This is a genomic window from Colwellia sp. MB3u-45, assembly GCF_014077005.1.
GTDB lineage: Bacteria > Pseudomonadota > Gammaproteobacteria > Enterobacterales > Alteromonadaceae > Cognaticolwellia.
In genome coordinates this window covers 391,742-407,249 of the sequence record NZ_JACGVC010000053.1, presented here as the reverse complement: position 1 = coordinate 407,249, position 15,508 = coordinate 391,742, and the positions used below count along the sequence as shown (strand labels likewise).

General features: G+C 38.7%; 16 protein-coding genes. 7 read left to right on the top strand and 9 right to left on the bottom strand.

Annotation, left to right across the window (positions count from 1 at the left end):
• Nucleotides 1-13 precede the first annotated feature (13 nt).
• A complete protein-coding gene (locus H4J41_RS16990) occupies nucleotides 14-913 on the bottom strand; it encodes a cation diffusion facilitator family transporter (protein WP_310649816.1) in 900 nt (299 codons plus the stop codon).
• A 102-nt stretch (nucleotides 914-1,015) separates the two neighbouring features.
• Here H4J41_RS16990 and trmL point away from each other — a divergent pair, with 102 nt between their 5' ends.
• Nucleotides 1,016-1,480, top strand: a complete 465-nt coding sequence (gene trmL / locus H4J41_RS16985; RefSeq protein WP_182137299.1) for a tRNA (uridine(34)/cytosine(34)/5-carboxymethylaminomethyluridine(34)-2'-O)-methyltransferase TrmL — start codon at nucleotides 1,016-1,018, stop codon at nucleotides 1,478-1,480.
• Between the two features lie 388 nt (nucleotides 1,481-1,868).
• On the opposite strand, the gene gpsA is transcribed toward trmL, so the two are convergent.
• The 4 genes from gpsA to H4J41_RS16965 all read right to left on the bottom strand — a co-directional run bounded on the left by gpsA (nucleotide 1,869) and on the right by H4J41_RS16965 (nucleotide 4,163).
• A complete protein-coding gene (gene gpsA, locus H4J41_RS16980; RefSeq protein WP_182137298.1) occupies nucleotides 1,869-2,876 on the bottom strand; it encodes an NAD(P)H-dependent glycerol-3-phosphate dehydrogenase in 1,008 nt (335 codons plus the stop codon).
• A gap of 3 nt (nucleotides 2,877-2,879) precedes the next feature.
• Complete coding sequence (gene secB / locus H4J41_RS16975; RefSeq protein ID WP_182137297.1) at nucleotides 2,880-3,389, bottom strand: protein-export chaperone SecB; 510 nt, start codon at nucleotides 3,387-3,389, stop codon at nucleotides 2,880-2,882.
• 66 nt (nucleotides 3,390-3,455) lie between these two features.
• A complete protein-coding gene (gene grxC, locus H4J41_RS16970) occupies nucleotides 3,456-3,710 on the bottom strand; it encodes a glutaredoxin 3 (RefSeq protein WP_404842453.1) in 255 nt (84 codons plus the stop codon).
• A gap of 27 nt (nucleotides 3,711-3,737) precedes the next feature.
• Entirely contained in the window at nucleotides 3,738-4,163 is a 426-nt protein-coding gene (locus H4J41_RS16965) for a rhodanese-like domain-containing protein (protein WP_182137296.1), read from the bottom strand.
• 294 nt (nucleotides 4,164-4,457) lie between these two features.
• On the opposite strand from H4J41_RS16965, the gene gpmI reads away from it, so the two are divergent.
• The 3 genes from gpmI (at nucleotide 4,458) to H4J41_RS16950 (ending at nucleotide 8,069) form a co-directional block, all read left to right on the top strand.
• Entirely contained in the window at nucleotides 4,458-5,999 is a 1,542-nt protein-coding gene (gene gpmI, locus H4J41_RS16960) for a 2,3-bisphosphoglycerate-independent phosphoglycerate mutase (protein ID WP_220460884.1), read from the top strand.
• A 29-nt stretch (nucleotides 6,000-6,028) separates the two neighbouring features.
• A complete protein-coding gene (locus H4J41_RS16955) occupies nucleotides 6,029-7,222 on the top strand; it encodes a murein hydrolase activator EnvC (RefSeq protein WP_182137294.1) in 1,194 nt (397 codons plus the stop codon).
• A gap of 94 nt (nucleotides 7,223-7,316) precedes the next feature.
• Nucleotides 7,317-8,069, top strand: coding sequence for a divergent polysaccharide deacetylase family protein (locus H4J41_RS16950; protein WP_310649815.1), 753 nt, complete (start codon nucleotides 7,317-7,319; stop codon nucleotides 8,067-8,069).
• Between the two features lie 50 nt (nucleotides 8,070-8,119).
• Here H4J41_RS16950 and H4J41_RS16945 read toward each other — a convergent pair whose 3' ends face one another.
• The gene (locus tag H4J41_RS16945) at nucleotides 8,120-8,884 is read right to left on the bottom strand and encodes a S1C family serine protease (RefSeq protein WP_182137293.1); all 765 of its coding nucleotides are present in this window, start codon (nucleotides 8,882-8,884) and stop codon (nucleotides 8,120-8,122) included.
• A gap of 114 nt (nucleotides 8,885-8,998) precedes the next feature.
• Between H4J41_RS16945 and H4J41_RS16940 the strand changes: the two genes are divergently transcribed.
• The 3 genes from H4J41_RS16940 (at nucleotide 8,999) to H4J41_RS17770 (ending at nucleotide 12,887) form a co-directional block, all read left to right on the top strand.
• Nucleotides 8,999-9,820 (top strand): patatin-like phospholipase family protein, encoded by an 822-nt coding sequence (locus H4J41_RS16940; protein WP_182137292.1) that lies wholly within the window; start codon nucleotides 8,999-9,001, stop codon nucleotides 9,818-9,820.
• A gap of 145 nt (nucleotides 9,821-9,965) precedes the next feature.
• Nucleotides 9,966-10,784, top strand: coding sequence for a PEP-CTERM/exosortase system-associated acyltransferase (locus tag H4J41_RS16935; protein WP_182137291.1), 819 nt, complete (start codon nucleotides 9,966-9,968; stop codon nucleotides 10,782-10,784).
• A 75-nt stretch (nucleotides 10,785-10,859) separates the two neighbouring features.
• Complete coding sequence (locus H4J41_RS17770) at nucleotides 10,860-12,887, top strand: ThiF family adenylyltransferase (protein ID WP_182137290.1); 2,028 nt, start codon at nucleotides 10,860-10,862, stop codon at nucleotides 12,885-12,887.
• Between the two features lie 39 nt (nucleotides 12,888-12,926).
• On the opposite strand, the gene H4J41_RS16925 is transcribed toward H4J41_RS17770, so the two are convergent.
• The 3 genes from H4J41_RS16925 to H4J41_RS16915 form a co-directional block, all read right to left on the bottom strand.
• A complete protein-coding gene (locus tag H4J41_RS16925; protein ID WP_182137289.1) occupies nucleotides 12,927-13,484 on the bottom strand; it encodes a hypothetical protein in 558 nt (185 codons plus the stop codon).
• Between the two features lie 91 nt (nucleotides 13,485-13,575).
• Nucleotides 13,576-14,295, bottom strand: a complete 720-nt coding sequence (locus H4J41_RS16920; RefSeq protein ID WP_182137288.1) for a PEP-CTERM sorting domain-containing protein — start codon at nucleotides 14,293-14,295, stop codon at nucleotides 13,576-13,578.
• A 321-nt stretch (nucleotides 14,296-14,616) separates the two neighbouring features.
• The gene (locus tag H4J41_RS16915) at nucleotides 14,617-15,345 is read right to left on the bottom strand and encodes a PEP-CTERM sorting domain-containing protein (protein ID WP_182137287.1); all 729 of its coding nucleotides are present in this window, start codon (nucleotides 15,343-15,345) and stop codon (nucleotides 14,617-14,619) included.
• Between the last annotated feature and the right edge of the window lie 163 nt (nucleotides 15,346-15,508).

The window sequence follows — 15,508 nt, the reverse complement described above, 5'->3', positions numbered from 1 at the left end:
TTTTGTCTTTAGCCTATTCGTGGTTAGACGCTGACAAAGGATCGTGATGAATAAAGACCTCACAGGGTGCTAAGGCTAGAATAATTTCTGTTTCAATGGCCTCGCCAATACTATGAGCTTCTGACAAAGATAACTCACCATCTAATTCTAAGTGAAATTGAATAAAACGATCTGGCCCTGCTTGTCGTGTTCTCAACTCGTGTAAACCATGAGTACCTTCATGCGCCAAAATAATTTTCTTAATGGTATTAAGCTCTTCTTCAGTAAGTTCATGATCCATTAAGTGATGAACACTGTTCCAGATAATTTTACCTGCGCCAATGAGCAGAAATATAGCGACCGCAACAGTAAAAACCCCATCCGCTTGTAACCAATAACCTTGGCTTAAAAACAGGGCCGCAAGCACGCCTAAATTCAGAATTAAGTCAGATTGATAATGCAAAGAATCGGCACTGATAGCGACAGATTTTGTCCGGTTAATGACATATTTTTGCAGTATCACCAGCAACAAGGTCAAGACAATCGCAATAATTGAGACCACAATACCCACTTCAGTGCGCACCACTTCTTGTGGATTAATAATACGATCAACACCATTAAACACCAGTAATAATGCTGAACCCAACACAAAGGCGGCCTGTACCAATCCGGCTAAACTTTCCGCTTTGCCGTGACCAAACTTATGTTCTTTGTCGGCCGGAGCCAAAGCGAAACGTAAAATCACCACATTCATGATGGAAGCGAATAAATCTAAAATCGAGTCAGTCGCAGAAGCTAACATGGCACTAGCATCAGTGACAAAAAAAGCATAAAGCTTCAAGACCACTAAAATCAACGCCGTTGCTGTTGCCGCAAATGCTGCTAGCTTTACTAAGTAAGCATATTGGTTTGAATCTATCTTGTTAGCCTGCACTAAGTCCTCCTAATGAATAAATATTGCTGAACATTGATAAAGCAAAGCCGAATCAAGCACGGTATAATACCACTTAATTATATAATTTATTAAGCACTTGATATGTTAGATGTCGTTTTATTTCAACCTCAAATTCCACCCAACACGGGTAATATAATTCGCCTATGTGCTAATACCGGCTTTAGGTTACATCTAATTGAACCACTCGGCTTTGACCTAGAAGATAAAAAATTGCGCAGAGCCGGTTTAGATTACCATGAGTTTGCAGCACTTAAGCGCCATGCGAATTATCAAAGTTTTATTGAAAGTGAGCAACCTAAGCGCATATTAGCGGTGACCACAAAGTCTACCGGCTATTATGGTGATATCAGTTTTCAGTCCGGTGATTATCTTTTATTCGGCTCAGAAACCGGCGGCTTACCCGAGGATGTTAGACAACAAATACCTGACAAAGACAAAATCAGAATACCTATGTTAAAAGATAGCCGTAGTATGAACTTATCAAACGCCACCGCTGTGATAGTTTATGAAGCATGGCGCCAGCTAGGCTTTGCAGACTCAGTGTAAAAGTAGGTCAGTTATAACCTGATGAACCTTATGTTAAAACTGGTTAAATTTCATTTAACTTGATGGACTAAAGTCCACCCTGCATAGAGCCTACAGGTGATTTTCAACGTTCAGAGTTTTATTGTCGGTCGGACTTGAGTCCGTGGAACGTTGATCAGGGGATTAAAGTGATGGGCAAACAAACATTTGTAGCGGGTATTATTTTTTATAATCTGTAAATATAGATTGAAAAAATTAATGTTATTTATGGCGAAAACCGTTAAATTTCATTTAACTTGATGGACTAAAGTCCAACCTACATAGAGCCTACGGGTGATTTTCAACGTTTGGTAATTCTTTAAACTGCCCGCTATTTATTAAGTCACCAACAATGTTGGTTTAGTTAACCTTATTCAAATTTACGATCACGAGATAATAAATCTGCCGCGGCTAATCTGGCCTCTTTACCGCAATAAAGTACTTGGTAAACCTGCTCAACAATCGGCATTTCAACACCCATGCGCTGTGCCAGCATATAAACTTCTTTAGTGTTGCGATAACCTTCAACCACTTGGCCAATATCAGCAATCGCTTGCTCAACACCTGCGCCAGCGCCTAACGCTAGGCCAAAACGACGGTTACGTGACTGGTTGTCAGTACAAGTTAATACTAGATCACCTAGCCCTGCCATGCCCATAAATGTTGACGGTTCAGCGTTTAATGCACAACCTAAGCGGGTCATTTCGGCTAGGCCACGGGTAATTAAAGCCGTTCGTGCATTGGCACCAAAGCCAATACCATCAGCCATACCGGCACCAATGGCAATAACATTTTTAACAGCTCCGCCTAACTGTACACCGATAAAATCGCTGTTACTGTAAACACGAAAGGTTCGCCCACAGTGTAATAAGTTAGATATATCTTCAACAAAAGCATCATCGGTTGAAGATAAAGATATCGCCGTTGGTAATCCTGCGGCCATTTCTTTTGCAAAAGTAGGTCCAGAAAGCACAGCTAACGATATGTCATTACCTAAGATTTCTCGTGCTACATCTTGCAATAAGCGCCCTGAATCGTGCTCTAAACCTTTAGTAGCCCAAACCAAACGCGTATCTTTTCTTAGATAAGGTTTAATTTTCTCCAGCATTTCACCAAATACATGGCTCGGCACCACCAATAAAATATTTTTGCTGGCCGCGACTACGTTGGCCAAATCATCACTAACCACTAATGCTTCTGGAAACTGGCTACCGGGTAAATATTTTTCATTAGCGCGTGTACTCGCCATTTCAGCAACGTGATTAGCATCACGTCCCCAAAGCAATGTTTTATGACCATTACGGGCTAAACATATTGCTAGCGCTGTGCCATAAGAGCCAGCGCCAATAACGGAAATTGCTGCAGAATCAGGGCTCATAAACTAGTGAGTTTCTGTGCTTGCTGGTGCTTGTTCGGCATTCGCTTGTGCTGCACGTTGTTGTACATAGTTGGCGAATAAAGCTTCAAAGTTTACCGGGGCTAAGTTAATTTGTGGGAAAGAGCCACGGCTAACTAGGTTCGCTACTGATTCACGCGCGTAAGGGAATAAAGTGGTAGGACAAAATGCACCAATAGTATGGGCCAACTGTGCTTCAGGCAGGTTACCTATGGTAAAAATACCGGCTTGTTGTACTTCAGCTAGAAAAGCTGTTTGGTCTTCAACTTTAGCCGTAACGGTTAACGACAAAGTTACTTCATAAGTATCATCAGCAAGTTTAGTTGATTTAGTATCAATATCTAACTGGATTTCTGGTTTCCAATCTTTTTGAAAAATTGCTGGTGAGTTTGGAGTTTCAAATGAGATATCTTTGGTATAAACGCGTTGAATAGCAAATTGTGGTGCTTGTTGTTCAGTTGTTGCTTCTGCGCCGTTTTGAATTTCGTCAGCCATGTTATGTTACTTCCTAAGTGTTACGCCTTTTTTAAGGCATTTTTATTCTATGTTTTTTCACTGATATTATTGTGCTAAGAGTGAAGCTAATTTTCCTTGCGCATGCAATGCAAGTAATTCATCACAACCGCCAATATGCTCGTTGTTAATAAATATTTGTGGCACTGTTGCGCTGCCCTGACTGCGTGTGATCATTTTTTCACGCAATAGTGCATCACCGTCAATTTTTATTTCGTTGTAACTAACCTTCATATCATCAAGCAAAGCTTTCGCTCTCATGCAATAAAAACAAGTTACTTTAGTATATATGTCAACTGCCATTATCATAGTCCGTTGTTTGGTTGCATACTACTTGGTTACAGGTAAACCCGCACTTAACCAAGCACTCATGCCACCTTTAAGTAAACTTACTCGAGTAAAACCCGCTTTTGCTAGCTGGTTAGCCACTTTGCCTGCGCTCATGCCAGCACTACATACTATAATGATGGGATTATCTTTATGTTTTTCAAGACTAGAAAAATCATTTTTACTGACTTTATCATTGCCAAGGTGTAACGCATCGACAATATGTCCGGCTTTAAAGTCTTTCTCGCTTCGGCTATCAACAACAACACCAGACTCTCTATTAACTAAAAAAGTCATTTGTTGTGTGCTTAATTGTTTAATAGGTGACATTTGAATTCTGATCGTCATGACAATAATCATCAAAACAATAAACAGCCAAATAGTGCTGAGCAAAGATTGACTCATTGCGAAGGTGATAAGTTGGTCCATAAGTTTTATATTCTAATTAACTAAAATTTGGCAATAGTATACAGGCTAATAAACTAAACCCAAACTGAACTTTTCATAGAAAAACAGATTTACTTAATATCTTAATACCCATCGACAAATTTTGTTCTTATTGCTGTAACTTTTCACACCATAATTGACTTGTAAAACTGATGAGATCAGAAGTATTTTCTCTGCTATTTTCTCTACATAGACAGAAGATATTCACTGCGTGTCTTGATATACTGCTGTTGAAAATTATTTTTATTTCTCATTACTTATATAAAGGAAGCCGTGATGCCAAACAAAAAATCAACAGTTCTTATTATTTTAGATGGTTGGGGATATAGAGAAAACCCAGAGTCTAATGCTATATATCATGCCAAAACCCCGGTAATAGATAACTTAATGGCGAATAAACCGAATATGCTGATTGAGACCTCAGGCGTGGCGGTTGGTTTACCTGACGGGCAAATGGGTAACTCTGAAGTAGGTCATGTTAACTTAGGCGCTGGCCGCATTGTGTATCAAGACTTCACTCGCATTACTAAAGCGATTAAAGATAAAGAATTTCAAAGCAACCCTGTTTTAGTCAATGCGGTAGAAAACGCCGTTAGCAACAATAAAGCGATACACGTTTTTGGTCTATTATCTCCAGGTGGCGTCCATAGCCATGAAGATCATATTTTTGCTATGTTAGAAATGGCGGCTGAAAAAGGCGCAAAAAAGATTTATTTACATGCCTTTTTAGATGGCCGTGATACGCCACCACGCAGTGCAGAAGCTTCGTTAATAAAAGCACAAGCAAAGTTTGCTGAATTAGGTTGCGGGCAAGTCGCCTCAGTCATTGGCCGCTATTATGCCATGGACAGAGATCAACGCTGGGAACGCGTTGAATTAGCTTATAATTTAATGGTTTCAGGCCAAGCCGAGTTTCACTATACTCAGGCGACTGATGCTTTGCATGCTGCTTACGCACGCAACGAAAATGATGAATTTGTTAAAGCCTCAGCGATTACCGACGAACAGGGTGAAGTAATTAAGGTAGAAGATGGCGATGCCATGATCTTTATGAATTTTCGAGCCGATCGTGCGCGCCAATTTACCCGCTGCTTTACTGACACAAAATTTTCAGGCTTCACACGCCAAAAACAACCCAAACTCGGCAGTTTTGTTATGCTAACCGAATATGCCGCCGACATCGATGCACCCTCTGCATTCCCAGCGGTAAAACTTAATAACGTATTAGGCGAATGGCTAGAAAAGCATGATAAAACGCAATTGCGTATTTCAGAAACAGAAAAGTATGCGCACGTAACGTTTTTCTTCAGCGGTGGTAAAGAAGATACTTTTGTTGGTGAACAACGAATATTAGTGCCATCACCACAAGTAGCAACCTATGACCTACAACCAGAAATGAACTCAACCCTGTTAACCGATAAATTAGTGGCCGCAATAGAAAGCGGCGAGCATGACTTTATTGTTTGTAACTATCCAAATGGTGATATGGTAGGTCATACCGGTGATTTTGATGCCGCAGTAAAAGCCTGCGAGGCCGTCGACGCTTGTATTGGTAGAATAGTGACCGCATTAGAGAAAACTGGCAGCGAGTGTTTAATTACCGCTGATCACGGCAACGCAGAACAAATGATGGACAAGGTGTCAGGACAAGCGCACACCGCACATACTTGTGAACCTGTACCGTTAATTTATATTGGTCGAAACGCAAAAATGGCCAAAACAGGCGCGCTAAGTGATATCGCTCCCACTATTTTATCATTAATGAATATGCCTCAACCCAAAGAAATGACCGGGTGTAAATTATTAACCTTAACTTAACTTAATTTAATCTAAACATGCTTTTTAAGATGAATATCAGCAAGCCAATATTAGAACGTAGCCAGTTTAGCACTGGCTACGCTTTTTTTATTGGCCTAGTGCTGATGTTTTGCTCGTTTGATATTTTTGCCCAAACAGGCGCTAATGTTAAAAGTAGTGCCCAAAGCAGTGCAAAAGCCAATCAGCAACTGTCTGATATTCAACAAGCTATTAATCAACAAAAACACACCTTATCAAATACTAATGTAGAGATTAGTGATCTAGAGCAACAATTAAAAACAGACGATATCGCCATAGGTGAAGTGGCCCGAAACTTAGCAAACACCAGTACTAGCCTAACAACAACACGCCAAAAAATAGGCCAACTTAGCGCAGAAAAAAAACAATTAACACTGGCCAAAAAACAGCAAGAACAGATATTAGCCAAGCAACTTAGAGCCGCCTATTCTACCGGCCATCACGACTATATAAAGTTAATTCTTAACCAACAAAAACCCAGTAACGTACAGCGTACTATTACTCATTATCAATACCTCAATGCTGCCCGTATTAAAGAAATTGAAACCTTTAAAAGCACAATTACTCAACTGAATGACGTGACAGCACAATACCAGCAGCAAGCTGAACAATTAACGCAATTAACACAAACTCAAAACCAGCAAAAACAACTGCTCGAATTATCAAAAACCAAACAAAAACAAACCTTAAAAGCGCTCAATAAAAAGGCGCTTACCGAACAACAGAAGCTAGCTAAATTAGAACAAGAAGAGTCGGCATTGGTTGCCTTGTTGAGAAAAATGGCTGCTGCCGCACAAAAAGTAGATAACCTAGTCGGTTTGAGTAAATTAAAACGTAAACTGAGTTGGCCAATTAAAGGGCAAATTCGTCACCGTTTTGGCTCAAGTAAACAGGGCTACTTAAAATGGAAAGGGGTATTTCTTTCAGCCCCGATTGGCCAACAAGTTAAAGCCATTCACAATGGCACTATTTTATTTTCAGATTGGCTTAAAGGTTATGGACTAGTTTCTGTGGTTGATCATGGCGATGGTTACATGAGTTTATACGGCCATAATCAAGCGTTACTTAAAGCTGTTGGCGACCGTGTAGAAGCCGGTGAACCTATTGCCTTGGTAGGTCAAAGTGGTGGTCAAGCCAACTCAGGCCTGTACTTTGAAATTCGACATACCGGAATAGCCGTCAACCCTAAACTTTGGTGTAAATAAGTTTATGTATTGTTAAGCGTTTAACTAGTCGATTTTGACCATCTGAACTGTTACCCTAAATAATGATTTATTCTCTCATCAAAAAAAACTATCCGTGCTGCGATTCCTACTAACCTTTAGCTTACTTTGGCCTGCTTTGCTTTATGCTCAACCTGCACAAGTAGCGATCATTATTGACGACATTGGCTATCGAAAAAGCGACGCTCAAGCACTCTATTTGCCCGGGAATATCAGTTACGCGATTCTTCCCCATACACCCTATGGAAAAATATTGGCGTTACAGGCAAAAGCAAACAAAAATGATGTTATTTTGCATATTCCAATGGAAGCAAAAAATGGCAAAAAACTCGGCCCAGGCGCGTTAACCAGTGCCATGAATGAAACGGGTATTCGAGCAAGCTTAACTCATGCCTTTGCTGAAATTCCTTTCGCATTAGGTATCAACAACCACATGGGTAGTAAACTTACCGAGCTATATCAACCTATGGCGTGGACCATGCAATTTTTGCGTGAAAGAAACTTAATGTTTATTGATAGCTTAACCACTGGCGCTAGCCAAGCAGAAGAAGTTGCCATAAGCTTTGGCGTACCTAGTTTACATCGACATATTTTTCTCGATAATAAATTAGAACACGCCTATATTCTCAGTCAATTTAAACAACTAATACTCGATGCCAAACGTTATCGTAGCGTTGTTGCTATCGCTCATCCACATCCTGAAACCATCAGATCATTACATAAGCTCTTGCCTTTGCTCGAGAAAAACAACATAGAGCTAGTACCGATATCAAGGCTACTAAACAATAGAACGGCCAGATCAAATCAACAAACAAATGCTGAAGATTAACCGACTTTGTACTTTACCAGCGGATGAAATCATCAGGCCATATATAGTCACTAGCTCTTTATATTATGCTTTCTTAATAGTTTATGTAGATACTTCACGGGTATCGCATAGGTAATGCCGCTTGGCTTACTGATCACGGTTTCTTTACTTTGCTGAACAAAAACTTTATTTATAATGCCAATAACCTCACCCGTTTTAACATCATACATAGCACTACCACTGTTGCCCGGATAAGCGGTTGCATCTAATTGATACACTAAATAAGGATCTCTTAAGCGTTTAAGCATAGCTATGCTTATTTGTCTTGCATCATCAACGGGTATAATAGTGGGTGTTACGGCAGCAATAATACCTCGGTGTGTGACAGGATAAAGCCCTAACACCGCGCCAATCGGGAATCCAGTAAACGCGATAGCACTGCCTTCACGTCGAAAGTCATTGTTCGCTAATGATAATGCCGGTAACGCCTGCCCTTCAATTTTAAGAATAGCAATATCATGATCCTCATCACGGGCAACCAATTTAGCTAATTTTACTTTCGCCGCTCGGCCCTTACCGGTAAAGACGGCTAATTTCTGTAATAAATTATCATCTAACTCTTGCTCAATAACATGGTTATTGGTCACGATATAAGTGCCATCACCAATGACAAAGCCCGTGCCATAAAGTTGATTTTTCGGCTGTCCTGTCGGCGTATAAACACCAATGCCAACCACAGAAGGTTTAAGTAAGCTCACCGTATCCGCGAAGTCAGCACAGACTATTGAACTGAATATCAGCCCAACAAAAATTAATAATGGTAATAATTTATTCATATTTTCACTCCTTTTAAAAATTTAAAGCTTTACCTGAACTTAGCACATTTTTTGGCTAGCGATTTTGCCATTTTTACCCATAATTAAATAATAGGATACAGCGAGGAGATATATGTGACGAATATAGTACCTATTTTAGCTGGCGGGGGAACACGCTCACCTGCTCATATCGGCGTTTTGAAAGCATTAAAAGATTTGCATATCGATTTTTCTCATCTTGTTGGCGTATCAGGAGGTAGCATAATTGCAAGCTTGTATGCTGCTGGTTTATCGATAGCAAAAATTAAACATATTGCGATAACCACAGATTACAACCAATTTAAAGGTTTCTCATTAGTGTGCTTAATTCGTAATGGCGGTTTAAGTTCCGGTGACATTTTTGAACAATGGGTTGACCAACACTTAGCAGGTAAAAGGTTTATCGACCTAAATCGAAACTTACATATAGTAGCAACCGACGTTAAAACTGGACGACCCGTTATATTTAACCGCGCAAGAACACCTAATATGAAAGTTTCTTTGGCCGTACGTTTTTCTATGTCAATTCCACTGGTTTTCAGCTTTAAACCCTTTGGTAAACATTTAATGGTTGATGGCAGTATTTTATCCGAAGATGCCTTACACCGAGATTGGGCTATGGACGGCACACCCGTATTGTGTTTTCGTCTGCGCGGTGAGCATGAATATGACGAGCTCAAAACAGATGGGCTATTTCCTATCGTAAATTACGTAACCTTATTGATCAGAACCTTTATGACAACCATATCACGTGAGTATATTAATGACGCCTTTTGGCATAATACTATCATTATCAACACCGGTTTATGCTCAGCCGTTGATTTTGGCATGAGTAAAGAAAAAAAGTTTTCCCTTTTTGATATTGGCTATGAAACTGCAATGAAAATTGTGCCCATTAAAATTAATCATGGCCGTTAAGTGTTTAAAATCATGAATGTTAATAAATAATTAACAATTTTATTTCATAATAATTACATAAAGTGGTAAATTAATTATATAGCTATACTGAAAACAACATAATTATCATCATGCATAACCGACTAAAAGTCAGGAACTGAAAATAATGAATTGGAGCAAGAGGTTACTAAACGTGCCCGTGGTTGGAGCCATCACCAAACGCATTGCATCAATGAAAATCAATCATGATGCGATGAATATTGCTGAGCATTTCACCCAATTCTTGCAGCCAGAATTTGCCAATACTGATGAGTTACGTGACGAAGTTTTTCGCATTCGACACAATGTTTATTGCGAAGAACTGGCCTATGAAAAAATAAAAGATGGTGGCAAAGAGCAAGATGAATTTGATGCCCAATCTATTTTTGCAATGATAAAACACAAACCTTCAGATACTTATACAAGCTGTGTACGAGTAGTTAAATCAGCAAACGAAACTGAACTATTACCGATAGAAAAATACTGCCTAGATTCCATACAGAATATGGAACTACACCCAAGTAACTTTCCACGCCATGAAATAGCTGAAATATCACGACTTGCCGTAAAAGCGGAATTTAGACGACGTAAAACTGATAAATTTAAAGGCTCCGCGCTTGGTGCTATTAACGAACCAACTTACTCAGAAAAAGAACTACGTTGCTTTCCATTTATAGCCATTGGGCTATATATGGCAGCAGCAGCAATGGGTATGGAAACAGGTGTTAAACATGTTTACGTCATGATGGAACCTAGGTTAGCACGTAGCATGAAGTTTGTTGGTATCAATTATATTCAGCTTGGAGAAGCCATTGATTATCATGGTTTACGGGCACCGTACTATATTAATGCAACCATATTTATGGAAGATTTGTCTCCTGGATTTAAATGTTTATATAAAGCCATAGCTAAAGATATTTGCAAAAATTTATCATTAGTCAAATAAAAACATTTTTCACCCTATTACTTACACTACATTTAAGTACAACATTATCTTAAATAAATACCAATAGGAAAGTAGATGTTTGATTATAATAAAGCATTTTCCAGAAACGTCGGCTGGGTCACAGAAGAAGAACAACAGCAATTAAGACATAAAAAAATTGCAATTGCCGGTATGGGTGGTGTTGGAGGAGCTCATTTAATCACTCTTGCCCGCTTAGGTGTCAATAATTTTAACATCTCGGATTTTGACAATTTTGAAGTACACAATTTTAATCGTCAATCGGGTGCATTCATGTCGACCCTAGGACAACAAAAATCTGATGTAATGGAGGGAATTGCCAAAGATATAAACCCAAATATCGATATACAAGTTTTTCCAGAAGGTGTGTTTTCTCATAATGTAGATGAATTTCTAAGCGGTGTAGATATTTACGTTGATGCTCTCGATTTTTTTGCCTTAGAAGCTCGAAAAACAGTTTTTCAGAAATGTTATGAGAATAGCATTCCAGTTATAACCGCAGCACCACTTGGAATGGGCTGTGCATTTTTATGTTTCATGCCGGGTAAAATGTCTTACGAACAATACTTTCGCTTCGACGACAAAGACACTGAAAATGACCAACTAGTTCAGTTCCTCATTGGCTTATCTCCAGCTATGCTACAGCGCTCTTACCTTGTTGATGAAAGTCGCGTCAGTTTTATTGAAAAACGTGGGCCTTCAACCCCCATGGCTGTAAATTTATGTGCCGGAATTGCCGAAACTTATGCTTTAAAAATATTACTTAATAGAGGGCCTGTTTTGGCTGCCCCGTGGGGCTTACATTTCGATGCCTATAGAAATAAGTTTGCCAAAACATGGAGACCATTTGGTAATGCCGGCATATTACCCCGATTAATGTTTAAAATAGCTAAAAAAATTGTCATGCGGCCAACAACAAACATAAAGATTGATACTGAATTGAAACCGATAGAACAAATTTTTGAATACGCTAAATGGTCACCCAGTGGCGACAATATGCAACCGCTAAGAATTGAAATCTTAGACGAGCATAGCTGCATCATTCATGGTCATGATACCCGAAAAGATGTTGTTTATGATTTAAAGGGTAACGCCAGTAAACTTGCGCTTGGTTGCTTTCTAGAAAATGCAAAAATTGCCGCGCAATCTCTCAATTTTGAAATATGCTGCAGCCAAATAAACAATAAAAACGGCCTTGATCCTGACCAAGAAAGCTATGACTTATTTCCTACTTTTAAATTAGCAATACAAGCGTCTAAAACGCCACTTTCAACTCATGCTCTTTTTCCTTATATAAAAACACGTTGTGTGCAGAGAAAAAGGATGGGAACAAGGCCGTTATCTACAACCGAAAAACAAAAATTAGAAGCAACACTACCTGAAGGCTATTCAGTGATTTGGAAAGAGTCCTTTGCTGAACGTTGGCAAGTTGCTAAGTTGATGTACGGCAATGCCACAACTCGTTTAAGTATGAAAGAAGGCTTTAACGTGCATTCAAAAATAGTGGAATTCACTCCTATTGAGCAAGATACCAGCCCGAGAAAAAACTGTAACTCAACATTTAGTAAAGATAAACTACCGGCAAAGTCTTTAGGTATAGATCCCTTAACTATTGCCCTATCCCGTTGGTCATTAAAAAGCTGGTCACGCTTTCACTTTCTTGATAAGTATCTGGCCGGTACTTTGCTGCCTAAGCTCTTATTGGACTTTTCAACCGCAATAAAAAGCTCTGCACATTTTGTTATTATTGCTGACAAAGAGCCCTCTGGGCTAGCAAGCTATTTAGAGGCAGGAGCTGCAGTACAAAAATTTTGGCTGCAAGCCACAGCGTTGCAACTTGGCTTTCAACCCGAGCAGACCCCTGTTATTTTTTCTGAGTATTTACGTACGGATGTAAGATTTACTGAAAATAAAAAGGCCAGAGAAAATGCCATCAAAATGGACCATTTTTTTAAAAGCTTAATAGGCGACAGTAATGCTAGTCGTGCTATATTTGCCGGTCGCCTAGGGCGATCTACACTCCCTACGAGTAGATCAGTAAGGTTAAGCTTAGAAGAGCTTAGGTATGTAAAAGATTCACAGTAACTCGATGATAAGCCCCCACTCCGTGTTAAAAATTATCTGTTAAAACGCGTTATTGTTCGACGCTTCAATATCAGAGCGATGCAGATAAAAATGAATCACGGCATAGCACAATATAACAAAAATTATTGCAATGAGTAGCCACTTTAATAACGTCATCAAACCTGACACTAAGGCAAGGCTTTCGATTGCGCTGGGAAATTCAAGTAGCATTAAAATAATACAAATATTCTCAATAATATCAAGTAACATGATAAAAAAAGGCAGTACTCTTACGTACTGCATTTTATGATGCTTTGCATAACACCGCGCAATAAAAAAAGTCAGTAATAAGCTTAAAAAAAGTGAATAAAAAAGCGGATACACCATATCAATAGTGATGAGCCCCTTAATATATGCAAGGCGGTTTTCAACGCCATAAGATGCGATAAGTGTATCGGCCTGTGTTGGCGTGTAATAAAGGTGTAAGTCTAACGGACGTCCTTCAGGAAGAATTTTAGGTAATAAATATAGTGGAAAAACCAGATACACCAGAAGAAACAAAAATAATATTTTTTTAGTCGCGTATATTTCTTGTCTGCGGAGAAACTCTTCTAACACAGTGACACTCCTGAGCTATAAAATAGTATAAAAAAACCTCGCTTTTACGAGGTTTTTTTATACTTCATATTATTGCTGACACAATAGATGATTAAACTTTTTTTCTCGCACTAAAGGCTAATCCCATTAAGCCTAAGCCAAAAATGGCCAATGATGTAGGCTCAGGTACATTTGTTACACCAAGTTCTTGAAATACTAAGTCTACAGCTTCTAAATCTGATGTTAACGACATTGAAACATAGTCTACTGCAGTAAAATCAGCGCCTCCGCCTAGCCCAGCCACAAAGCTACTAAAAAGTACATTAGTACGGGTAAATTCACCTGGTAAATTTGATACTGCAGATGAAACACGACTAAAGGTACTTGTATTTGTGCCACCGCCAGAACCGATAGTCACTACAATTGAAAAACCTAAATCAGAGCTTACCAGGTTATAATAAAAACCATTGAAAGAACTAAAATCGATAGTAGCATTTCCCGGAGCAAATATTTCTGAATATGTTATCAATAAAGTAGATAGCATTGTAGCATCATTACTAAGGGCCATTTGACCAGGACTAAAGGTGACAGTAGATGAATCAGTGTTAGCGGCACCGCCACCATAAGTTAACTCATATACAACATCACCGCCAAAGCCGTTAATATTATTTCGTTGGGTCGTATCAAAAGGACTACCCTGATTAACTACAATATCTATGTCTGGTTGAGGCGTGTAGTCAAAATCATCTAGGACTATGTCCGCATAACTGTAACTCGCCATTCCCAAGGTTAATATTGTTGTCATTAATATTTTTTTACTTAAATTTAACATTTTCATTCTCCATAATTAAAAATTATGCAAGTTACAACCGTTGCGAGTAAACAATTGCATTAAACAGGCCAAATATAACAAATCATTTGAATACAACCACCTAGTAAATTGTCTACTTTTCGCACAACTCAAGTTGTAAAAAAAGCTGACACTAATTAGCCAATTTAAATATGCTTCTATTTTGATGAATTGTCATTGCTATGAAGTAAAGGAGAGAAAGGTTATTGATTTTTAAATGATGAGGATATTTTTAGCAAAAAAAAACCTCGTTGAACGAGGTTTTTTTCTATACTTTTCTAATACAGGAAAGAAAATCAGTAATTATGATTTTTTTCTTGCAGCAAACGCTAGGCCGATTAGCCCTAAACCAAATATAGCGAGGCTAGTAGGTTCTGGAACCGTACCAAATTCAGTAATCATCATATCTGCACCGGCAGTGGTTGTCGAAAGCAACACATGAACATAGTCTACAGAGGCAAAGTCTGCCCCTAAGCCTGAGACTGCATTAAAATCACTAAAACTAAGCGTAGTACGAGTTAAACCACCAACTGATGCTGATACTGATGAATATGCACTTTCATTAACACTATGGCGGGTTCCAAAGTCAAAGCCGCCAGAGCCTACAATAATACTGATATCAAAACCGATATCAGAAAATATAATATCATAATAGAATGCATTTTGGTTTCCACTAGCCGTTAAATCAAGAGGACTACTAGGTGTACCATTAGTGCCAGTGTAAAATAATGATAAAGTAGATAGCATTGTAGCATCATTATTCCAAGTTAAAGCGTCATCACCACCAAAGTCTATACTTGTCGAACTTGAATCAAGTTGCCCACCATTATAGATTAACGTGTAAATTACGTCACCACCAAGAGCATTGATATCTAATCTTTCTGTAGTCTCTGATGTAGACCCTGAGTTAACCTCAATATCTACAACAGGGCTATAACTAAAATCATCCAATATTATGTCGGCGTGACTAAAACCAACTAAACTTACAGTTAACAATGCGGCTAAACCTATTTTTTTTCTTAAATTAAACATCTTTACTTCCTATTAAATTAATTTATTACAACTATATTTCTTAGTTATCAATAACTCCTTATCAATAACAACTACTACTACCAAGATAAATGCAAATATCAAGCCATTGTTTATTTAACATTATTTAACAATAACTTAGCGAAAACCAAGATTGTGAGCAAAG